This window comes from uncultured Porphyromonas sp., assembly GCF_938046015.1.
Lineage (GTDB): Bacteria > Bacteroidota > Bacteroidia > Bacteroidales > Porphyromonadaceae > Porphyromonas.
The window spans coordinates 1-21,044 of record NZ_CALIXW010000008.1; the positions used below are offsets into that span (position 1 = coordinate 1).

14 protein-coding genes are annotated in these 21,044 nt (G+C 60.8%); 4 read left to right on the forward strand and 10 right to left on the reverse strand.

Annotated elements, in window-relative coordinates; genetic code table 11:
* The first annotated feature begins 1,746 nt into the window (after positions 1-1,746).
* Positions 1,747-4,119: an AAA domain-containing protein gene (locus Q0248_RS01085; RefSeq protein WP_299318721.1), complete on the forward strand. Its 2,373-nt coding sequence runs from the start codon at positions 1,747-1,749 to the stop codon at positions 4,117-4,119.
* A 136-nt stretch (positions 4,120-4,255) separates the two neighbouring features.
* Here the strand turns inward: Q0248_RS01085 and Q0248_RS01090 are convergent, their stop codons facing one another.
* From Q0248_RS01090 to Q0248_RS01110, 5 genes are all read right to left on the reverse strand, one after another.
* A complete protein-coding gene (locus Q0248_RS01090; protein WP_299318723.1) occupies positions 4,256-5,323 on the reverse strand; it encodes an AAA family ATPase in 1,068 nt (355 codons plus the stop codon).
* 263 nt (positions 5,324-5,586) lie between these two features.
* Complete coding sequence (gene pgl / locus Q0248_RS01095) at positions 5,587-6,285, reverse strand: 6-phosphogluconolactonase (RefSeq protein ID WP_299318724.1); 699 nt, start codon at positions 6,283-6,285, stop codon at positions 5,587-5,589.
* Positions 6,282-7,829 (reverse strand): glucose-6-phosphate dehydrogenase, encoded by a 1,548-nt coding sequence (zwf, locus tag Q0248_RS01100; protein WP_299318725.1) that lies wholly within the window; start codon positions 7,827-7,829, stop codon positions 6,282-6,284. Before zwf ends, pgl begins: the two co-directional genes overlap by 4 nt.
* Positions 7,830-7,840: 11 nt before the next feature.
* Complete coding sequence (gnd, locus tag Q0248_RS01105; RefSeq protein WP_299318727.1) at positions 7,841-9,307, reverse strand: decarboxylating NADP(+)-dependent phosphogluconate dehydrogenase; 1,467 nt, start codon at positions 9,305-9,307, stop codon at positions 7,841-7,843.
* 48 nt (positions 9,308-9,355) lie between these two features.
* A complete protein-coding gene (locus tag Q0248_RS01110; RefSeq protein ID WP_299318729.1) occupies positions 9,356-9,721 on the reverse strand; it encodes a DUF1304 domain-containing protein in 366 nt (121 codons plus the stop codon).
* A 600-nt stretch (positions 9,722-10,321) separates the two neighbouring features.
* Here Q0248_RS01110 and Q0248_RS01115 point away from each other — a divergent pair.
* Together Q0248_RS01115 and dnaJ are read left to right on the forward strand one after the other, a co-directional pair.
* The gene (locus Q0248_RS01115; protein WP_299318732.1) at positions 10,322-10,900 is read left to right on the forward strand and encodes a nucleotide exchange factor GrpE; all 579 of its coding nucleotides are present in this window, start codon (positions 10,322-10,324) and stop codon (positions 10,898-10,900) included.
* Between the two features lie 17 nt (positions 10,901-10,917).
* Positions 10,918-12,075: a molecular chaperone DnaJ gene (gene dnaJ / locus Q0248_RS01120; protein WP_299318733.1), complete on the forward strand. Its 1,158-nt coding sequence runs from the start codon at positions 10,918-10,920 to the stop codon at positions 12,073-12,075.
* Positions 12,076-12,353: 278 nt separating this feature from the next.
* On the opposite strand, the gene Q0248_RS01125 is transcribed toward dnaJ, so the two are convergent.
* The 5 genes from Q0248_RS01125 to guaA all read right to left on the reverse strand — a co-directional run bounded on the left by Q0248_RS01125 (position 12,354) and on the right by guaA (position 19,759).
* Positions 12,354-14,000: a diphosphate--fructose-6-phosphate 1-phosphotransferase gene (locus Q0248_RS01125; protein WP_299318735.1), complete on the reverse strand. Its 1,647-nt coding sequence runs from the start codon at positions 13,998-14,000 to the stop codon at positions 12,354-12,356.
* Positions 14,001-14,054: 54 nt separating this feature from the next.
* Entirely contained in the window at positions 14,055-16,388 is a 2,334-nt protein-coding gene (locus Q0248_RS01130) for a helix-turn-helix domain-containing protein (protein WP_299318736.1), read from the reverse strand.
* 223 nt (positions 16,389-16,611) lie between these two features.
* Complete coding sequence (locus Q0248_RS01135; protein ID WP_299318738.1) at positions 16,612-17,274, reverse strand: trimeric intracellular cation channel family protein; 663 nt, start codon at positions 17,272-17,274, stop codon at positions 16,612-16,614.
* Between the two features lie 12 nt (positions 17,275-17,286).
* Positions 17,287-18,108: a 3-methyl-2-oxobutanoate hydroxymethyltransferase gene (gene panB / locus Q0248_RS01140; RefSeq protein ID WP_299318739.1), complete on the reverse strand. Its 822-nt coding sequence runs from the start codon at positions 18,106-18,108 to the stop codon at positions 17,287-17,289.
* Between the two features lie 130 nt (positions 18,109-18,238).
* The gene (gene guaA / locus Q0248_RS01145; RefSeq protein WP_299318742.1) at positions 18,239-19,759 is read right to left on the reverse strand and encodes a glutamine-hydrolyzing GMP synthase; all 1,521 of its coding nucleotides are present in this window, start codon (positions 19,757-19,759) and stop codon (positions 18,239-18,241) included.
* Between the two features lie 505 nt (positions 19,760-20,264).
* On the opposite strand from guaA, the gene Q0248_RS01150 reads away from it, so the two are divergent.
* Positions 20,265-21,035 (forward strand): glycosyltransferase family 2 protein, encoded by a 771-nt coding sequence (locus Q0248_RS01150; RefSeq protein WP_299318743.1) that lies wholly within the window; start codon positions 20,265-20,267, stop codon positions 21,033-21,035.
* Positions 21,036-21,044 lie beyond the last annotated feature (9 nt).

Consider the following 21,044-nt stretch of genomic DNA (forward strand, 5'->3'; position numbering starts at 1 on the left):
GTGTGCCGCCAGCTGGGCACACTCCGCCTACCACCTTGCCTAAGTCCATTCTTCTATTCGCTGGATGTGTGCCGCCAGCTGGGCACACTCCGCCTACCACCTTGCCTAAGTCCATTCTTCTATTCGCTGGATGTGTGCCGCCAGCTGGGCACACTCCGCCTACCACCTTGCCTAAGTCCATTCTTCTCTTCGCTGGATGTGTGCCGCCAGCTGTGCGCGCCCTCGTGTGCTAGGCTTGCCTAAGTTCATTCTCCCATTAGAGGGATGTACGTCGCGAGTTTAGCGCAAGTCCACTTGTCGGCCTTACCTAAGCGCATTCTCCTCTTCGCAGAGGATGTACGGTAAGTCTAGCACATATCAGTCGACACATGATTGCTCCCCTGCCACCAGCTTAGCGCAGCCCATCTAGCAGCCCTTGTTTCAGCTCATCAGCGCAATACAAGAACCGTCGCCCAGCAGTGCTAGCACTCTTACCGCCAGCGGTGAGGCTCGCCGATGGCTGTACATATTCTCTCTGTGGTTTTAGTATTAGGTCTTCCGCCTCCTAGAAGTAGTTCGTCGTATGGCGGCACCAGCGCTCCTCCCATTGAAGCACTGCCCTGCTGCCACCAAGAGTATTAGGCTTGATCGTGTTAAGGGGAGGGGGCGTTTTATCGAAGGACAGAGTCTGCTTTGAGAGGGTGATACTTCTCTCTTGGGCTTGCTTCGTCTATTCTTCCGAAAGCTGGGTGGCTTCTCCTGACCTAGACCCAGAGCTGCTGTTAGCTTGCTCGTCAACTTTTCATTTGCATGGCTGGGCCTTTCCTTCAGAGGAGCAGTCAAGCTGTTTCCTATCTGGAGAGCGAGCTGCCTCTCTAGCCTTCGGAGGCAATGATCGTCCTACGGGTCGACTTTGCGGGCTTCATTCATCGCGTATCTGGAGTAGCCAGGATTTGTTCGCCCTTATAGGCCTGTACACCTAAGGCATTGGAGGGCTTGCTTCGTTGGGGTTTACGTGATTGCTCGTTCTATTGGTCGGGGGGGAGCTGAGGGGTATCATTCACTAGGGGGAGGGATATCAGTTGGGATGCTGAGGGACGTCAGTGGAAGCGCTCAGGGATATCAGTCTGGAGGCTTGGAGCTATGCTTCGCTGGAGCGGTCACAAGCTCTGACCTAGCTCGGGTACTTTGACGCCTGCCCTTGCGGCTTGGGGCTGGGTAGCTACTCGTTGGATCTCGGTTATGGGGCTCCTATCAGTAGGGGAATAGGAGGAAGGGATGGGGTAAGGGAATAGCCTTATGGAAGAGTTTGCAGAGAGGACTTGGAGCGCTACCTTACTTTGTGTAAATTTGGCTGTCCTTCAGATCCTTGGAGGGATTAGGTACTAGCTAATGGAGACAGGAGAGAAACCAATGCTGCTTCTCAAGGAGGAGCCGAAGACTCTAGAGATCAAAGATGTAGAGCAGATGCCTGCGGGGGGCTGGCGTATTCACTTCCTTAGGCAGGAGCGAACCTATTACTATGGTCAGGACTCGGTACGCTGGTTGCAGGATGGGGAAGAGCTCGATCCCGAGGAGTATAGACTGGTTCGGAGAGATGGCGTCGTCCTCTACAATCTAGTAGGCTTATGGTGCTTCAAGGATGGCGAGCAGCTTTATTGGCGAGTACGCTACGAGAGCGGTAAGGAGCAGGAATATAAGGCTGACCAGTTGGAGGTCCTTGCTAATCTCTTGTCCTCCCCTAAGGTGCGCTCAATCTTTTCCTATATGAAGCGTGTAGCCGAGCACAATCGCCTTGGTGCTACGGAGGATTCGCTAGGTATACTTGCGAAGACCTATGCACGTCTTGAGTTTGTGGATCCAGGTTCTGCTGCTGCCTGCTATCTTGATCCTTTAGCTTGTGGGGCGGCTAGCTATGCTACTTGTCCTGACTTGATCTATCCCTTTGGGTGTAATGCGAGCCAGCGGGCTGCCATGACTCGGGCCTTTGAGCATCAGCTCAGTGTGATCCAGGGGCCTCCAGGGACAGGTAAGACGCAGACGATCCTCAATATCATAGCTAATATACTTGTCCAGGGTAAGACGGTGCTCATTGTCTCAAGCAATAACTCTGCCTTATCCAATATTGTGGAAAAGCTCGAGAAGCAAGGCCTGTCGTTCTTCCTCGCTCAGCTAGGGAGTAAGAAGGATCAGGAGGCCTTCCTAGAGAAGCAAGTCCCGCGCCCCGAGGAGCTTGCTACTTGGGGGCTGGAGCGGGGAGAGCGCCTTGACCTTGAGGAGGATCTAAAGCAGACCTTAGCGCAGCTGGAGCATGTCTATGCCCTGCAGACCGAGCTCGCAGAGCTTCGTCAAGAGCTGCAGGCTTTAGAGCTTGAGCAGCTCCACTTCGAGCAGCGTCATCCTTCAGATACGACTCCACGGCTAAGCCTTCACGTACCCGCCTCTAAGTTGCTCGAGCGTCTCCTGCGCATCCAACTTCTTGCAGAGCCCGAGCAACCGAGCCTGAGGATACGCCTACGGCTGTGGATGCAGCTCCTGTGGTGTCGCTATGTCTGGCGCCTGCCTATTGCTGTAGACCCTGAGGAGCTTGGTCAGCTGGAGCTGATACTTCAGTCGAACTACTATCGTATGAGGCTCGAGGAACTCAAGATGCGTATCGAACACGTGGAGCAGCAGCTGGGGGACTATGACGTGATGCAGCTCAATGAGGAGCTGCGGAGCTACTCGCTGACGCTCTTCCGTGCGCATCTCGCAGCTTACTACGAGGGGGAGCGCCCGATCTTCGAGAATGGTACGGATCTATGGAAGCGAGGAAAGCTCTGCCGCAAGGAGTATCCTGTAGTCTTGAGTACCTGCTTCTCTGCACGGAATTGTCTCTTAGATCCAGACCTTTATGACTACTTGATCGTAGATGAGGCTTCTCAGGTATCTGTAGAGACGGGGACGCTTGCCCTGAGCTGTGCTCGTCGTGTGGTAGTGGTCGGCGATACCCTGCAGCTCCCGAATATCGTCACTAAGGATGATGAGCGTATCCTGGCGGGTCTGGTCGAGGAGTATCAGGTCGCTGACTACTATGATGGTCGCAAGCATAGCCTCCTATCCTCCATCATAGCTGCGCTGCCCGAGGTCCCGCAGACGCTCCTACGGGAGCATTACCGCTGTCACCCACAGATCATCGAGTTCTGCAATCAGCGCTTCTATGGCGGGCAGCTACTCGTCATGACGCGGGCAGGAGAAGAGGATAAGGCTCTGACGGCTGTCTATACACGACCTGGGCAGCACGCTGTGAAGCACCACAATCAGCGAGAGATCGATGTCATCCTTCAGGAGCTTCTCCCTCAGATCTCAGAGACGAAGGGAGTCGGGGTCATCACTCCTTATAGGCAGCAGGTCGCCGAGCTATCGGCGCAGAGGACGGGGATCGAGGTCGCTACGGTACATAGCTACCAAGGGCAGGAGCGTGACATCATCATCATGAGTGTGGTGGATAATCAGATTGGGGAGTTTGTTGATAGGCCTGAGCTGCTCAATGTAGCAGTATCGCGAGCCAAGGAGCACTTCTACCTAGTGGTCAGTGGCAACGAGCAGCAGCGACGTGGCCACGTGCAGGCTCTGCTGGACTATATTGCCTATATAGGCTGCGAGCAGCAGCAGAGTAAGATCGGATCGATCTACGATTACCTCTATGTGCAGTACACCGAGCAGCGTATCGCACTGCTTCGCCAGCTTCCTCACATCTCGTCCTATGCCTCCGAGTGCCTTACCTATGGGATGCTCACCGAGCTCCTGGCCTCTGACGTCCGCTTCGCTGGGCTTCAGGTCCTGTGTCATGTGCCCTTACGCGATTTCCTCGTTGATCTATCGCTTTGCTCGCGTCAGGAGAAGCGCTATATCTGTCATGAGCATAGCCATGTAGATTTCCTCATCTCGGAGCGCGCGACGCATCTACCCTTCCTCGCGGTAGAGGTGGACGGCTATACCTTCCATCGGAAGGAAAGCAAGCAAAGGCAGCGCGATGAGCGTAAGGACAAAATCCTCGAGCTCTATCAGCTACCTCTACTCCGCCTATCGACCAAGGGAAGCCAAGAAGCTGACCGAGTGCGAGGTGAGCTTGAGCGGCTTCTGGCTTTGGCGGACTAATGCCTAGAGCCCGTCACTTCGAATTCTCACTCGGGGGGAAGCGGTGGCGAGGCGGGTAAGTCGAAAAGAAAATGAGAGCCCCCAGCGCGGTAGCGCTGGGGGCTCTACGTTTGGCTTTGGGCTAGCGGGGAGGCGGCTAGAGGCGGCGGTAGTCGGGGTCGTCGGTGATCTCGCGGACGACTTCGATGAAGGGGGGGAACTTCACCTCTAGCTCGGGGGCACAGGAGAGCTCGAGGATCTGATGGTCGGACTTGGGGACGATGAAGTCATCGACCTCGAAGTACTGCTTGGCCCAGACAAAGTTGCGGCGCAGCTTGTGCACGACCTCCGAGGCGGGCACGGAGCTCAGGTAGGAGAGGTATTCGTCGGGCCCTATCTGACGCTCGGTGATGATGGACTGGGTCTCGATGGGGCTCTTGCGCGTCATGAAGTAGACGTAGTTGCCACGCAGCCCACGCTTGCGGATGCGGACGCTGGAGCCGTCCTCCAGGTCGATATATGCCTGGTAGAGGTCGGTCTCGACGCCGTAGGGGATCTGTCCCGTGACGCGTACGAGGAAGCGGCGGCGCACATCGGTGAAGGTGGAGGGGTCGTCGCCCAGCGTCTCGTGGATGGCATTCAGCACGTGCTGGATCTTCTCCTGGAAGTCCACGTTGTTCTCTACGATGTGTAGCTGAGGGTGACCTGTCCAGGCCTTGAGGATGCGGGAGTCTAGGTCGCGTGCCTCGTCGATGGTCTCGTGGCGGGAAGCGTTGGTCTCTAGCGTGTAGAACTCCTCGGCGCCCTGAGCAGCCGTGACCATGTGGATGACAGCATCGTAGCGGGCATCGCGCAGCTTGATCTCCGAGAGGCTGAGTTCGTCGAGGATGGCCTGCCACATGGTGCGCTCCATATAGTTGGAGATGTCCATGGTGCCGCGGTCAGAGATGATGATGACGGGCTGCGAGGCGGCGTGGGCCAGCTCGAGGAAGGTGTCCTCCATCTGCAGCTGGTACTTCATCACGGCCTTCTCGATATTGTAGAAGTACTGCCTGTCGGACGTGCCGAAGTTGATGGAGGCATTGCTGAAGAGGGTGGGCGTCTCGGGGAGGGCGTAGACGAGGTAGCCGAGGGCGCTGAAGTGCTCGATGATCTGAGCTAGCGCGGTCGTCTTGCCAGCGCAGGGGCCCCCAGTAAGGGCGATGCGCGTGATGTTCTTATTCATCTATCGGGTGGTGTATTCTTGCTTTTACGCCGCAAAGATACGGCGACTTGGCGAGACCTTCAGCCTCACTTCGTGGCCTCGCTATCAGCGTGATGGCTGGGGCTCGGGGAAGGGCGGCCTTTGCTGCCCGAGCGCCTGCTCTCGGACAAGGCGGGGTGCCTTCTCCCTAGGCTGGGTAGCTAAGTAGAGGGGCATGAGTAAGGCCGCACGGCAGCTCTCGGGGAGAATCGGTGCCGTGCGGCCTCGCTGTGTGTGGAGGAGCACTAGAGCTCGACGTCGGTGTAGACGGCGATGTCGTGGCGGTGTCGGAGGATGTAGTCGGCGGGATAAGCCTTCGCCTCGGGTGCCTTGGCCGCGATGGCGCGCAGGATGGGCGCCTTCTTCTCCCCCGTAGCGTGGAAGAGCAGCTGGCGAGCCGCTAGGATCGTGGGGCCCGTCATCGCTACGCGGGGCTGCCCCTTGGGGCTGATGCCTACGGCGTAGGGTTGCTCGGTCTTCAGTAGCTCCATCTGATGGGGGAAGATAGAGGAGGTGTGTCCGTCATCCCCGAGGCCGAGGATGATGACATCGAAGACGGGATAGTTGCCATCGAAGGGCAGCTCCGCCCCGACGAGCCAGGAGTAGTCCTTGGCCTCACGCTCGGGATCATTCTCTCCTGCGATGCGGTGCACCTGATCCTCGGGGATGGGCACGTGGTTGAGGAGGGTGGCCTTGGTCATGCCGTAGTTGCTCTCGGGGTCGGTGGGGGGCACGCAGCGCTCATCGACCCAGTAGAGGTGCACCTTGTCCCAGCGCACGGCGCTGCGTAGGGGCTCCTGCGCCAGCAGCTCGAAGAGCAGGCGGGGCGTGCTGCCGCCCGAGACGGCGATGTGGGCCCAGCCGCGCTCGGAGGGACGGACGAAGGCTTCCTTGGCTACGGCGCGGGCGACTTCCTCGGGCGTAGCATAGTGGTTGATGATCATAGTTCGCAGTAGAGCTCGGAGTTGGTGAGGTTGCGGCAGGGGTTGGTCCAGCTGTGGTCACGCTCGATGATGTCGTCGCTCTGCTTGGGCCCCCAGGTGCCTGCGGGATAGCCGTAGAGGGGGAAGTCCTCATCCTGCCAGAGGCGTAGGATGGGGTCGAAGAAGCGCCAGCTCATCTCCACCGCGTCGCTGCGGGTAAAGAGCGTGGAGTCCCCGAGCATGCAGTCCTCGAGGAGGCGCGAATAGGCATCCCCTGAGGCCAGACCCCCGAGCTGGTCGTAGGTGAAGTCCATGGAGACGCGCTTGACCTCGAAGCCTGAGCCAGGCACCTTGGCGGCGAACTTGAGGGCGATCCCCTCGTCAGGCTGGATGCGGATGATCAGCTGGTTGGGCACGGCTAGCCCGTCGCTGTCGGTGAACATCTTGTGGGGTGTGGGCTTGAAGTGGACGACGATCTCCGTGACCTTGGTCGGCATCATCTTGCCCGTGCGGATGTAGAAGGGGACGCCCTGCCAGCGCCAGTTGTCGATGTAGAGCTTCATCCCTACGAAGGTCTCGGTACGGCTGTCGGCGGGTACCTTGTCCTCCTCGCGGTAGCCTCGATGGTGCTCGCCGCGCCACTCGCTCTCGGTGTACTGGCCGCGGATCACGCGGCGGCGTACCTCGGCGTCCGTCATGGGGCGGAAGGACTGGTAGACCTTCACGACCTCGTTGCGGAAGAGGTCGGCATTGAATTGTACGGGGGGCTCCATCGCCGTCAACGCCACGAGCTGCGCCAGGTGGTTCTGCACCATGTCGCGCAGCGCGCCCGTCTGGTCGTAGAAGCCGCCGCGACTCTCGATACCCATGTTCTCTACGGCGGTGATCTCTACGCGCTCGATGTAGTTGCGGTTCCACAGCGGCTCGAAGATCCCGTTGGCGAAGCGTAGGGCCATGATGTCCTGCACCGTCTCCTTACCGAGGAAGTGGTCGATACGATAGAGCTGATGCTCCTCGAATCCACGGCGGTAGATCTCGTTGAGCTCCAGGGCGGAGGCGAGGTTGTAGCCGAAGGGCTTCTCGATGACGATACGGCGGATGGCGGGCTGGCCCGCGGCGTTGAGCTCCTCGTTGAGCCCGACGCTCATCAGGTGCTGCGGCACGACGCCGTAGAGGGAGGGCGGCGTGGAGAGATAGTAGATATAGTTCCCGGGGTTGTCGATCTCGGCATCCAGCTCCTCGAGGCGTGCCTTGAGGGCAGGGTAGTCCTCAGCATTAGCGGGGTCGATAGCCAGATAATGCACGCTGGAGAGGAACTGCTCGGCTAGCGACGCGTCGTACTCGCCCGCGGCTAGGTATTGCTGCAGGGCGCTGTCGAGGTGCGGGCGGTAGCTGGCATCGTCGTAGGCGGTACGGCCGAGCCCTAGGACGGCAAAGCGCTGGGGGAGCTTGCCCTGCTTGAAGAGCTGATAGAGCGAAGGGATGAGCTTGCGCTTGGTGAGGTCACCCGAGCCGCCGAAGATGGCGAGGACGAGACTCTCGGGCTTGGTGTGGGCTGTCTGCATCGTCTGCTCCTTTAGACATTATAAGTAGTGGAGGAGGTGTCGCTGCCGCGGCCCGTCCAGTTCTCGTGGAAGAATTCGCCGCGGGGGCGGTCGGTGCGCTCGAAGGTATGGGCGCCGAAGTAGTCACGCTGGGCCTGCACCATATTGGCCGGTAGACGGCGGCTGGTCAGCGAGAGGAAGTAGTTGAGTGCAGCGGAGAAGGCGGGTACCGAGCACTCGTGCTCGAGGGCGCTGGCCACAGTACGCAGCCAGTCGGCCTTGGCCTCCTTGATCTCCTGCTGGAAGAAGGGTGCCAGCAGCAGGTTGGGTAGGGCGCTATCAGCCTCATAGGCCGCGGCGATGTCGCCGAGGAAGGCCGAGCGGATGATGCAGCCATTGCGCCAGATGCGGGCGATGGAGGCTAGGTCAAGTGCCCAGTCACGGCTGTGTGAGGCCTCCGCCAGCAGTGCGAAGCCCTGCGCGTAGGACACGATCTTGGAGGCGTAGAGGCTCTGCTCGAGGGCCTTCGTCTCGCGCTCGCCGAAGGAGGCGATACGCTCCGTGCTGCGGGGATAGACTTCGGAGGCCTCGGCACGCAGCTCTACCGTCGAGGAGAGGCTACGCTCGTAGACGGCGGTAGCGATCAGGCCGAGCGGCTGACCGAACTCCAGCGAGTTGATCACCGACCACTTGCCCGTCCCCTTCTGCCCTGCGGCGTCGAGGATCTTATCTATGAGGTAGTCGCCTGTGTGCTCGTGGTGCGCCAGGATCTCGGCGCTGATCTCGACGAGGTAGCTGGAGAGCTTGCCCGCATTCCACTGGGTGAAGATCGCGGCCATCTCCTCGTTGCTCTTGCCAGCCACGCGGCTCAAATAGCCGTAGGCATCAGCGATGAGCTGCATGTCGCCGTACTCGATGCCATTGTGCACCATCTTGACGAAGTGCCCCGAGCCGCCTGCGCCGATCCAGGCACAGCAGGGCGTGCCGTCCTCGGCCTTGGCCGCGATCTTGGTGAAGATAGGCTCGATGCTGGGCCAGGCTTCCTTAGCTCCGCCAGGCATGATGGCAGGGCCATTGAGCGCGCCCTCTTCGCCGCCCGAGATACCACAGCCGACGAAGTGAATGCCGTGGCTGCGCAGCTGTGCCTCGCGGCGCTCGGAGTCCTCCCAGTTGGAGTTGCCGCCGTCGATGACGATGTCGCCTGCCTCGAGGTAGGGCAGCAGTGCCTCGATGACGTAGTCTACGGGCTTGCCCGCGCGGATCATCATCATGATCTTACGTGGACGCTCGAGGGAGGCGACGAAGGCCTGAAGGTCGGTGAAGCCGAGGAAGTGCTTGCCAGCACCGCGGCCCTCCATGAAGTGCGAGACGACCTCGGCCTCGGCGCCCTCAGCGCGATTGTACACGGAGACTTGGAATCCATTACGCTCCATGTTGAGCGCGAGGTTCTCACCCATTACCGCTAGGCCTATGAGGCCGATGTCTGATTTCTTGTTCATATCCTTATTGTCTTTGCTTGTGTCTGTTGCTTATGCTCGTCCCTTATCCTAGCTCAGCAGGAGGCTGAGGAGGGCGAGGGCTGCGGGCAGCCCTTGCTTGAGGAGGATGCTCGGCGAGGAGCGCAGCGCGCCGAAGGTCGCCGCGATGAGGACGCACCCGAGGAAGAAGCTCTGCACGCGCAGCGCCCAGAGGGGATCTGCGATGCTGAGCCCCCAGATGAGTCCTGCGGCGAGGAAGCCGTTGTATAGGCCTTGGTTGGCCGCTAGGCCCTTGGTCTTCTCGAAGAGTTCGTCGGGCAGTGCCCCGCGGAAGACTTCGCGCCCCTTGCTGGTCCAGGCGAACATCTCGATCCAGAGGATGTAGATATGCTCTAGCGCGACCAGCGCGACGAGTATGAGGGAGAGTGTCTGCATGAGGGTCTCTCTATATATAATGTAGGGGCGCCGAGGCGTCCGCGTGGGGATTAGGCCCTTTTACCGAACAAGTCTCCCCGCGCTATAGTTCGATCGCCGCCCGATCCATGCCTTAGCCTAAGCGCTATCCCTCAGTCGCTCGCCGCGCTTGGCCTAGCCTCCGCGCTCGGGCTGATGAGTCACTTGGCGGGGGCGCATCAGAGGCTTGCCGAGCGAAGATACTGATGAGGCTGAGAAAAGTAATATAATATCTGGGGGAATATTATATAACTTTCCGACAAAAGTAATATAACTTTTGGCAGAATATTATATTACTTTTCTCCAATTATTATATTACTTTGCTTAGGATATAATATAAGTTCGCTCGGGAAGTATTATTAGTTTGCTCGGAGCGATAAGGCATTTCGCTCGCTCACATCAGGCACTCGGCTCGCAGAGCTCAGTCACTGGGCGCAGTCTGACTAAGCAGGGGGCGGCGTGCACTGTGGTATCATCTTTGCCTCTTAGAGGGTGAGCGTCAGGCGGATGTACGCCCTTCGGGGGCGAACTGAGCCCTGTGCGCCCACCGCAATAGATTAGTAAATAAACAATTAAGATAATATGAGCGAAGAAATTAAGGACTGCCAGCAGGCAGAAGAGCAGGGACTAGAGCAGTCATCTTGTCAGACTGAGACGGCAGCGTCCGCAGCCGAAGAGGCTAATGTGTCAGCCGAGGATGGCAGTCAGCTCAGCGCCGAGGAGAAGCTACAGCAGGAGCTGGAGCGCCTCAAGGATACGCATCTGCGCTTGGTAGCCGAGTACGACAACTTCCGCAAGCGCACGCTCAAGGAAAAGAGCGAGCTCATCCGCAACGGTGGAGAGAAGGTGCTCACCGAGCTGCTGCCCGTCGTCGATGACCTCGACATCGCGCTGCAGAACCTCGATAAGGCCAGCGACCTGGAGGCCCTCAAGGAGGGCATGCACCTCATCCATGCCAAGTTCGTCGACTACCTCTCGCGTCAGGGCGTCAAGGCCATCGAGACCGAGGGGGCAGCTTTCGACGAAGAGCTGCATGAGGCCATCGCGCTACTCCCTGCAGCGGCAGAGGAGCAGAAGGGCAAGATCATGGACTGCGTCAAGAAGGGCTACAAGCTCCATGACAAGGTACTGCGTCATGCCTCGGTAGTCGTCGGTCAATAAGGAGAAAGGAATAGATCATGGCAGCAAAGAAAGATTACTACGAGGTACTCGGGGTGAGCAAGGGCGCTTCGGCCGATGAGCTGAAGAAGGCCTATCGCAAGCTCGCCATCAAGTACCACCCCGACAAGAACCCCGGGGATAAGGAGGCCGAGGAGAAGTTCAAGGAGCTGGCCGAGGCCTATGACGTGCTGAGCGACCCCGACAAGCGCCAGCGCTACGATCAGTTCGGTCATGCCGGTGTCGGTAGCAGTGCCGCTAGCGGCGGTGCTGGAGGCTTCGGCGGCGGTATGAGCATGGAGGATATCTTCAGCCGCTTCGGCGACCTCTTCGGCGGTGGCGGCTTTGACTTCGGAGGCTTTGGTGGCTTCGGAGGCGGAGGCGGTGGACGTCAGACGCTCCGCGGCTCGGACCTCCGTGCCCGTGTACGCCTCACGCTCGAGGATATAGAGAAGGGCGTAGAGAAGAAGCTCAAGATAAAGAAGAATGTCGCCTGCTCGCACTGTAATGGTGAAGGGACCTCCGACTCCAATGGCAAGCAGACCTGCGGCACCTGTCACGGTACGGGCGCCGTCGTCACGGCACAGCGCAGCCTCTTCGGCATGGTGCAGACGCAGAGCGTGTGCCCTACCTGTGAGGGGACGGGCGAGGTGATCACCAAGCCCTGTAGCCACTGTAAGGGGCAGGGGACGCAGATCGGCGAGGAGCTGGTCAGCTTCCGCATCCCTGCTGGCGTGCAGGAGGGCATGCAGCTGACGGTCTCGGGCAAGGGGAACGCCGCTCCGCGTGGCGGCATTCCTGGTGACCTACTCGTCCTCATTCAGGAAGAGGAGGACCCCAATCTCATCCGCAACGGCAGCGACCTTATCTACAACCTGCTCGTCTCCATCCCTATGGCAGCGCATGGTGGATCGGTCGAGGTGCCTACCATCGGCGGTAAGGCGCGCGTAAAGATCGCCCCGGGCACGCAGCCAGGCAAGGTACTTCGTCTGCGCGGCAAGGGTCTGCCCTCGGTCAATGGCTATGGGAAGGGCGACCTACTGGTCAACGTCAATGTTTTCATCCCCAAGCTCAAGGAGGATGACGAGGCGCTGGTGGGGATGTCGGGCGAGGCCTTCCAGCCCACCGAAGAGGCCCGTCGCGAGATCGACAAGCACTACCGCCAGATGCTCCGCTAGTAGCCACGCGGCTTACTCTCAGTACGCCGCCGCCGTACTGAACACCAAAGGCTGCCTTCCCCCACAGGAAGGCGGCCTTACTTTTAGACGGATATTCGTCTTGCTTTAGGCAGAGCCTCGCTTCGTTTCAGACGGATACCCGCTTTGCTTCAGACGGAGCCCCGTTTCGCTTTAGACAAAAAGGAAGCCGTCCCCCACGCTCCTCCGATCTCGGAGATCTGCGTGGGGGACGGCTTTCCGTTTAAGCTCAGCCAAGCGGCTGAGTAGAGTAGGGCGGCTTACTTAGCCTGCTCCAGAGCGAGCGTACGCGAAGGCTGGTCGCAGAGCTCAGGAGCACCGTAGAACTGGATAGGCCCGGGGTAGATGTAGCTCGTGTTCTTAGCCCACTCCTCGCGGTGTGCTGCGAAGAAGGCGAAAGGCTTACCCTCGAGGTCGACCAGAGCCTTCTGGATCACAGGCTTCATCTCGCCGTGACGACGCTCCATGTTCATCATCATCGTGGTGGGGATACCGCCAGCGATCCACTCAGAGGCAGGAGCCGTGAGGTTCTGCACGGAGCTCATGTAGCCCGTGACACCCGAGGCGATGAGGCAGGCAGCCGTACGACCGAGGGCGTAGCAGTAGTCAGCATCGAAGTTGGAGGGCATAGCGCAGCGGCCTTCGTAGCCGAAGAAGTGCGTCAGGGGTGAGAACTTGCCCGTGTAGCGACCTTCTGCCTTCCAGGCTGCGAGCTTGGTGCCGACCATCTCTGCCAGCAGCTTCTCCGTCTCGATGAGCGATACCTGGACGTTGCCGTGGGGGTCGCGGTCGAGTGTCAGCTGACGAGCTACCGTAGCGGGGAGGCTAGCGTAGAGCTCGGAGTTGTCCTTGCTGAGCTTGCTGATGATATAGGCGCGCTGGTCGGCAGCGGCTACGGTGCGGAACTCAGCCTCGTGGTGTGCGAGGTAGTCGTTGAGCTCGGCGATGAGCGCCTTCATAGCGGGGACGAACTCGATGAGGCCCTCGGGGATGAGGACGGTACCGAAGTTCTCACCAGCAGCAGCACGCTGGGCTACAACCTCGGCGATGTAGGTGACGACATCGTCGAGCGTGAGGCGCTTAGCCTCTACCTCTTCGCTGATGATAGCGACATTGGGCTGTACCTGCAGGGCGCACTCGAGGGCGATGTGCGAGGCCGAGCGACCCATCAGCTTGATGAAGTGCCAGTACTTGCGTGCCGAGTTACAGTCGCGCTGGATGTTACCGATGACTTCGCTGTATACCTTGGTAGCGGTGTCGAAGCCGAAGGAGGTCTCGATCTGCTCGTTCTTCAGGTCGCCGTCGATCGTCTTGGGGCAGCCGATGACCTGCACGGGGGCACCGATAGCCTTGTAGTACTCGGCCAGGACGGCTGCGTTGGTGTTGGAGTCGTCGCCGCCGATGATCACGAGGGCACGGATATCGAGCTTCTTCAGGACCTCGAGCCCCTTGTCGAACTGCTCCTTCTCCTCGAGCTTGGTACGGCCCGAGCCGATGATGTCGAAGCCGCCCGTATTGCGGTACTCGTCGATGATCTCGTTCGTCAGCTCGATGTAGTTGTGCTTGACCAGCCCGTCAGGCCCCATGAGGAAGCCATAGAGACGGCTGTCGGGATGGATCTTCTTGATGCCATCGAAGATCCCTGCGATGACGTTGTGTCCACCTGGAGCCTGACCACCGGAGAGGATGACCCCTGCGTTGAGTGGCTGAGCTGCAGCGGCCTCGCTGCTGGTCTCAAAGACGAGCTTGGGCAGCCCGTAGGTGTTGGGGAAGAGCTGCTGGATAGCTTCCTGGTCGCTTACGCTCTTGGTTGCTTCGCCGAGGACAGCCTTTACATTGCCCTCTAGAGCCTTGGGCAGCTTGGGCGCGTACTTGCCACGAGCCTGCTGCAGTGCACTTTTAGTCATTGATCGATTATTGTGTTGTTAATCCGAAGTTTGCTTCTGCAAAGGTCTGAAATTTTATTCAAATAGCCGCTGCTCAGCCAGCTCCCGAGCCTTAGCCTCGGCTGCTGCGACGCGCTGACGATGGAGGAAGGCGGCGTGATAGAGGCGGAGCTCCTGATAGCTGTAGCTACCCTCGGTGGCCTCGTAGATCGCCTTGAAGCCCTGCTCTCCACGCATGTGCTCGAAGTGCGGGGCGAGCTCGTCGTAGATCGCGGGCTTGATGCCCGCCTCGCGCTCGCTCAGGAGGCCGCGCTCCATGAGCTGAGCGATGTGCCCCGCGATGGTGGAAGGGGCGAACTTGCGCGTCTTGGCGATCTGGCTGATGCTCTTGCCTGAGCGGAGCAGTGCGAGGGTCTGCTCCTGCGTCCCCAGCTTGGGCTCGCTGGTGCTGGAGGCCTCTTTCTGCTTGCTGCCCTTCTGCTTACTGGCGCTGCCCTCCTTGCTCTCGGGGACGATGTAGGGCGTCTTGAACTCGCTGTAGATGCCCTCGAGCCAGCGCTTGAGCCGTCCGTCGATGTCGAGCTGCTCCCGTAGGAGCGGCTGCCCTGCACGGAGGGCCTGCATGATGCCCTGGATGCGGAAGAGCCCACGCAGCGTCTGGATCAGCTGGCCGTGGAGCTCGTCGAGCTCGGCCTGGAACTCCTTGACCTTGCGCATGCCGCGCACCTTGCGCTGTGTCTCCAGCAGGCCGCGCATGACCTCACGCCAGCGAGGGACGAAGTAGGCTGCGGCCTCCTCGATGCGTAGGGCGACGGCCGCCAGCGCACCCTCCCCGCTCGCCCAGAGCTGCTGCAGCTGCAGGACGAAGCGCTCAGCGATCTGGTGGAGCTCCTCGATGGTGGCACTCGCCTCGGCCGCCCAGTCCCCGAAGCTGCTCTTGGCGCTGCGCTCGCTCTCTATATGGTAGCTGAAGGCATGGGTGCGGAAGCGCTGGGCACAGCCAGCCCAGCGGAAGGCGGCCAGCGTCTGCTCCTGCCAGTAGTCGCGCTGGGCTGAGCTAAGACACTCGGCCAGCTGGCTGTCGCTGGCAGCCGTTTCTTCGTAGGAGAGCAGGCGCTGAGGTACGGCGATCTGATGCCCGCGGTCGAGCTCAGAGATGAGGATGAGCCCCTCGGGACTGCGAAGACGGGAGAGGGCTACGTAGGCTTGGCCCGAGGAGAAGACCGCCTCGAGGTCGATGGCCGCCCGCTCGAAGGTCAGCCCCTGGCTCTTGTGTATAGTGATGGCCCAGGCCAGGCGCAGCGGGTAGTGCCTGAAGGTGCCGATGACCTCGGGCTGCATGTCCCCCGTCTCCTCATCGAGGCCGTAGCGCTCGTTGTGCCAGGTGTAGAGGGGCGCCTCGATCACTTCGCCCGTCTCGAGGCGTAGCAGCAGCTCCTCTCCGCTCATCTCCTCCACGGTCGCCAGACTGCCGTTGTAGTAGCGGCGGGGCGTCTCGCTGTCGTTCTTGATGAGCATGACGCGCGTCCCGACCTTGAGCGAGAGCATGGGGTCGACGGGGTAGAGCTGCTCGGGGAAGTCGCCCGAGATCTGCGCGTGGTAGTCCTGATAGGCGCCAGGGAGCTCCTCGAGGGCACGGCGGTTGATCTCCTCGGCCCGCTGATTGTGCGTCGTCAGGCAGACGTAGCCCTCGGTGCGGCTGGCGTCGAAGCTGCGGCGTACACGGCTCTTCAGCCACTCCTGCTCGCGGGGCGTCGTCTCATTGTAGCGCAGGTGATTGAGCAGCGTCACGAAGCGCTGGTCCTGCTGGCGATAGACCTTCTGTAGCTCGACATGGATGGGGGGGTACTGCCTCAGTACCTGCGCGTCGAAGAAGAAGTTGCTCTCGTAGTAGAGCCGTAGCCGTTCCTGCTCCTGCGGCTTGACCACGGGAGGAAGCTGCAGCATATCCCCGATGAAGAGCAGCTGCACGCCTCCGAAGGGGAGGGGCGAGCGCCGCACGCTCCTCAGCAGCGTGTCGACCATGTCGAGGGTGTCGGCACGCAGCATACTCACCTCGTCGATGATCAGGAGCTCCATGGCCTGCAGCAGCCGCACCTTCTGCTCGCGTAGATGCACGTGGCGGCGTAGGGTGGCGGGGGTGACGAAGAGCTGCTGCCCCTGCTCGGGCAGCTGGGTGCTGCTGTCGGGGATGAAGGTCCCCAGCGGCAGCTGGAGGAGCGAGTGCAGCGTCACGCCGCCTGCGTTGAGCGCAGCTATACCCGTCGGGGCCGCGACGACACAGGCCTTGTAGGTCTCCTGGACGATCTGTCGCAGCAGGGTCGTCTTCCCCGTCCCCGCCTTCCCGGTGAGGAATATGTTGTGCTTGCTGTGGGCTATGAGCTGCTTGATATAGTCTTGTCGCTGCATCCTAGGGCTTGTACTTGGTTCTGAGGACAAAGGTACGGCTTTGCGCTCGGGCACTGGCTCCGCGGCTCTCGGGCATGCCGCAGGACTGCCGCAGTGAGGGGCGACGTGCCTTGGCCATCGCCATGGACAAGGGCTCGGCGACACCTTAGTCTATACCTTATATATAGGTAGGGCGTCATCACCCAGCGGGGATGACGCCCTAAGTGGTATCAGGGGGCTTCGGCTAGCCTTGCTCCTCCTCGTGCTCTATGGTGGAGGGGTCGAAGGTCGGCACCTTGATATGCAGGGCGACGGCCAGCACGCGGAAGAGCAGCACCGAGCAGGCCGAGAGGAACTGCACCCACTCGATCGACATCCCCGTATAGTGCGCCAGCAGCACGTAGATCACAGCCCCGAGGAGGCAGGCCGAGGCGTAGAAGTCCGTGCGGAAGATCAGTGGCGTCTCGCTGATGAGGATGTCACGGATGAGTCCGCCGAAGGAGCCCGTCACCGTACCCATGACGATGGCCACCCACCAGGGGAAGGCCGCGGCGTAGGACTTCGCTACCCCCACGACGACGAAGAGGCCAAGCCCCACGGCATCGAAGAAGAAGAGCGAGTGATTGAGCCGCACCACGTGACGCCTGAATACAATAGTGAAGAGCAGTGCCAGCCCCGTGATGACGAGGTAGGAGGGCTGCACCAGCCAGAAGGGCTTGATGTCTAGAAGGATGTCGCGGATCGTCCCCCCGCCCACGGCCGTGACGAAGCCGACGACGTAGGCACCGAACCAGTCGAAGCCCTTAGCAGCCGCCAGGCGGATGCCACTGATGGCAAAGGCAAGCGTGCCGAGGTAGTCGCACCAGTTGACGAAGTCGTTGACGTCAACGATTTGCTCAAGCTGCATGGCTGCTGGGGACTAATAGGACTCGTCGATCGTGGGGAAGCTGCGCTCCTTGACGGCAGCGATGTAGTCGCTCGTGGCCTGGCGTATGGCCGCGCCCACGGCACCGAATTGGCGGAGGAACTTCGGGCTGAAGCTCTCCTCCATCCCGAGCATGTCCTGCGAGACCAGTACCTGTCCATCTACATCTGCCCCCGCACCGATGCCGATGACGGGGATGGAGAGCTGCTGGGCGATCATCGCCGCCAGGCGTGCAGGTACCTTCTCCAGCACGAGGGCGCAGCAGCCTGCGCGCTCCAGTGCCTCGGCCTGCGACTGGATGGCGCTGGCCTGGGCGCTGTCGCGTCCCTGCAGGCGGTAGCCGCCGAGCTGGTGGACGGACTGAGGCGTCAGCCCGAGGTGCCCGACCACGGGGATACCCACGGTGGTGAGCTGGCGCACGGTATCGATGAGTTCGGGGGAGCCGCCCTCGAGCTTGATGGCATCACAGCCCGTCTCCTTCATGATACGGATAGCAGAGCCGAGGGCCTGCTCGGCAGAGACCTGATAGCTGCCGAAGGGCATATCTACGACGACGAAGGCACGTCGCACCCCGCGTACGACGGAGGCGCCGTGGTAGATCATCTGGTCGAGGGTGATGGGTAGGGTGGTGCTGTGACCTGCCATGACATTGGCTGCGGAGTCCCCTACGAGGAGGATGTCCACACCCGCGCTATCGAGGAGGCGCGCCATGGTGTAGTCGTAGGCGGTGAGCATACTGATGAGCTCGCCCGACTGCTTCATCGTGGCGAGGCTGTGTGTCGTGAGCTTCTTAGTCTCAGGCTGGTGTTGTGACACGTCTATCTTACTTAGTTAGTACTTTATATCCTATTTATAAGCAGAGCGCATACCCCCAGCGTCCGAGGGGGACGCTAGGAGTATGCTGCTGTTCTGATTGATCTCTAGTTGGTACTGCGGCTACTAGCGCTTACTCCCACTCGATGGTGCTGGGTGGCTTGGAGGAGATATCGTAGACGACGCGGTTGACGCCGCGCACCTTGTTGATGATCTCGCCCGAGACCTTCGCGAGGAAGTCGTAGGGGAGGCGGGCCCAGTCGGCGCTCATCGCGTCCGTGCTGGTGACGGCACGCAGTGCGATGGTGTACTCGTAGGTACGCTCATCGCCCATCACGCCTACCGAGCGTATGGGCAGCAGGATGGCTCCTGCCTGCCAGACCTCGTCGTAGAGACCCCACTCGCGCATCATCGTCATATAGATGTCGTCGGCATTCTGGAGGATCTCCACCTTCTCAGCCGTGATCTCGCCGAGGATGCGGATGCCCAGGCCTGGCCCAGGGAAGGGCTGGCGCTTGATGAGGTGCTCCTGTATGCCCATCTCGAGGCCTACGCGGCGTACCTCGTCCTTGAAGAGTAGGCGCAGCGGCTCGACTAGCTTGAGCTTCATGCGCTCGGGCAGGCCGCCTACGTTGTGGTGGCTCTTGATGACCGTCCCCGTGATGCTGAGCGACTCGATGACGTCGGGGTAGATGGTGCCCTGGCCGAGCCACTTGATGTCCTTGAGCTTGTGCGCCTCCTCATCGAAGACCTCTATGAAGCCGCGGCCGATGATCTTGCGCTTCTCCTCGGGGTCGGTGACGCCCTTCAGGGCGCTGAGGAACTTGTCCCGAGCATTGACGCCGATGACGTTCAGCCCCAGGTGCTCGTAGTCGCGCAGCACGCTCTCGAACTCGCCCTTGCGCAGCAGGCCGTGGTCGACGAAGATACAGGTGAGGTTCTTGCCAATGGCCTTGTGCAGGAGTACGGCCGTCACCGAGGAATCGACCCCGCCCGAGAGCGCGAGGATGACCTTGTCGTCGCCTAGCTGCGCTTGGAGCTCGGCCACCGTAGCCTCGACGAAGGAGGCAGGCGACCAGTTGCCCTTGATGCCCGTGAGCTCAAGGAAGTTGCCCAGCAGCTTCGTACCCTCCTCGGAGTGGAAGGCCTCGGGGTGGAACTGTACGCCCCAGGTCTGCTCGCCGTCGATACGGAAGGCAGCTGCGGGTACGTCCTCCGTGCTGGCGATGATACGGAAGCCTTTGGGCAGCGTCGTGATGGTATCGCCGTGCGACATCCATACGGTGCTGCCTGGGGTCAGGTCCTTGAGCAGCGGGTCGTTGGCATGGTGCAGCGTCAGGTGGGCGCGTCCATACTCGCGGCTATCGCAGGGCTCTACCTGACCGCCAGCCTGATGGACGAGGCTCTGAGCGCCATAGCAGATGCCTAGCAGGGGGCGCTGGCCACGGATGGCTGCGAGCTCGGTGCGGAAGGCCGCTGCATCGTAGACCGAATAGGGGCTACCCGAGAGGATGATCCCCGCGATACCCGTGAGGTCCTGGGGGAGCTTGTTGTAGGGGACGATCTCACAGTAGGTATTGAGCTCTCTGAGGCGACGCCCGATGAGCTGTGTGGTCTGTGAGCCGAAGTCAAGGATGAGTATCTTCTCCTGCATAGTTGCTTCTGTTGACTTACTCTGGTGGAACAATGTAACGCAAAGATACACATAAGGCCGCGGATGGCAAGTCTTTTCTCGTGGCGTAGGCTCAATCCGCCTCGCGAGCTAGGTGGGGCGGCAAGTGGGCGTCTTCGTCTAGGCGGCAGAGGGCGGCTCCGAATAGGGACAAAGCCTCCCCAGTGAGGTGACGGAGTGCGGCGACTGACTGCTCCCGCCTCCGTGAGGGATATCCCTCAGCGCGCTGACGGCTATCCCTCGCATCCCTCATGGACGTCCCTCAGCCCGCTGACTGATATCCCTCACGGAGCCTCCCCCCTATGGCCTCGCTTCGCTGGGGCTTATCCCAGCCTGCCTCTTCCCTTAATAATAAAGGAGCTGGGCGACGGCCTTGGCCCCTAGCCCCGAGCGGAGAGGCCAGGCGGCTCCAGCCTCGGGCGGGTACGCCCACGGCGCGGCGCGTGTCTCCGCGTGCCGATCGGCTATTTCTTTGTAGCTTTGCTCCATGATGAATCAGCACGGAATATCGGTCATTATCCACACCTACAATGCGGAGCAGCACCTGGAGCGTGTGCTCCAGTCGGTCGCGGGCTTCGACGAGCTCATCGTCTGCGATATGGAGAGCACGGATGCGACACTCGCCATCGCCGAGCGGCATGGCTGCCGCATCCTCACCTTCCCACGTGGAGAGCATAGGATCGCCGAGCCAGCCCGCCAGTTCGCCATCGACCGTGCCAGCTGTGACTGGATCCTGACCGTCGACGCCGACGAGCTCGTGAGCCCCGAGCTGCGGGACTACCTCTACGCGCATATCGCCTCGGAGCAGCCTGCCGCGGGGCTGTACCTAGCGCGGCGCAACTACTTCATGGGGCGCTTCCTGCACGCAGCCTATCCCGACTACGTGCTGCGCTTCTTCCGCCGCGAGCAGACGACCTGGGCGCCCTATGTGCATACGCTGCCCGTGGTCGTCGGCGAGGTCGCGCGCATCGACAAGCGGCGGCACGAGCTGGCGCTGGAGCATCTAGCCAACGACTCGGTCGCGGTCATCCTGCGCAAGACCAACGACTACTCCGACAACGAGCAGATCAAGCGCTCGGGCAAGCACTACGGCGTCGCGGCACTCTTCCTGCGTCCGCTGGTGCGCTTCACCAAGTCCTACTTCATCAAGGGGGGCTGCCGCGACGGCGTCCCTGGACTCATCCACGCCCTGCTGGACGGCGTCTACCAGCTGGTGATGGTGGCCAAGAACATCGAGCGTCGTCAGGGCAAGCCTTAGCCTAGCACC

What these genes read in the sequence shown, in the direction of transcription:
- Q0248_RS01085 (WP_299318721.1), top strand. Translation starts at nt 1,747, where the DNA reads ATGAAGCGTGTAGCCGAGCACAATCGCCTTGGTGCTACGGAGGATTCG.
- Q0248_RS01090 (WP_299318723.1), bottom strand. Translation starts at nt 5,323, where the DNA reads ATGAATAAGAACATCACGCGCATCGCCCTTACTGGGGGCCCCTGCGCT.
- pgl (WP_299318724.1), bottom strand. Translation starts at nt 6,285, where the DNA reads ATGATCATCAACCACTATGCTACGCCCGAGGAAGTCGCCCGCGCCGTA.
- zwf (WP_299318725.1), bottom strand. Translation starts at nt 7,829, where the DNA reads ATGCAGACAGCCCACACCAAGCCCGAGAGTCTCGTCCTCGCCATCTTC.
- gnd (WP_299318727.1), bottom strand. Translation starts at nt 9,307, where the DNA reads ATGAACAAGAAATCAGACATCGGCCTCATAGGCCTAGCGGTAATGGGT.
- Q0248_RS01110 (WP_299318729.1), bottom strand. Translation starts at nt 9,721, where the DNA reads ATGCAGACACTCTCCCTCATACTCGTCGCGCTGGTCGCGCTAGAGCAT.
- Q0248_RS01115 (WP_299318732.1), top strand. Translation starts at nt 10,322, where the DNA reads ATGAGCGAAGAAATTAAGGACTGCCAGCAGGCAGAAGAGCAGGGACTA.
- dnaJ (WP_299318733.1), top strand. Translation starts at nt 10,918, where the DNA reads ATGGCAGCAAAGAAAGATTACTACGAGGTACTCGGGGTGAGCAAGGGC.
- Q0248_RS01125 (WP_299318735.1), bottom strand. Translation starts at nt 14,000, where the DNA reads ATGACTAAAAGTGCACTGCAGCAGGCTCGTGGCAAGTACGCGCCCAAG.
- Q0248_RS01130 (WP_299318736.1), bottom strand. Translation starts at nt 16,388, where the DNA reads ATGCAGCGACAAGACTATATCAAGCAGCTCATAGCCCACAGCAAGCAC.
- Q0248_RS01135 (WP_299318738.1), bottom strand. Translation starts at nt 17,274, where the DNA reads ATGCAGCTTGAGCAAATCGTTGACGTCAACGACTTCGTCAACTGGTGC.
- guaA (WP_299318742.1), bottom strand. Translation starts at nt 19,759, where the DNA reads ATGCAGGAGAAGATACTCATCCTTGACTTCGGCTCACAGACCACACAG.
- Q0248_RS01150 (WP_299318743.1), top strand. Translation starts at nt 20,265, where the DNA reads ATGATGAATCAGCACGGAATATCGGTCATTATCCACACCTACAATGCG.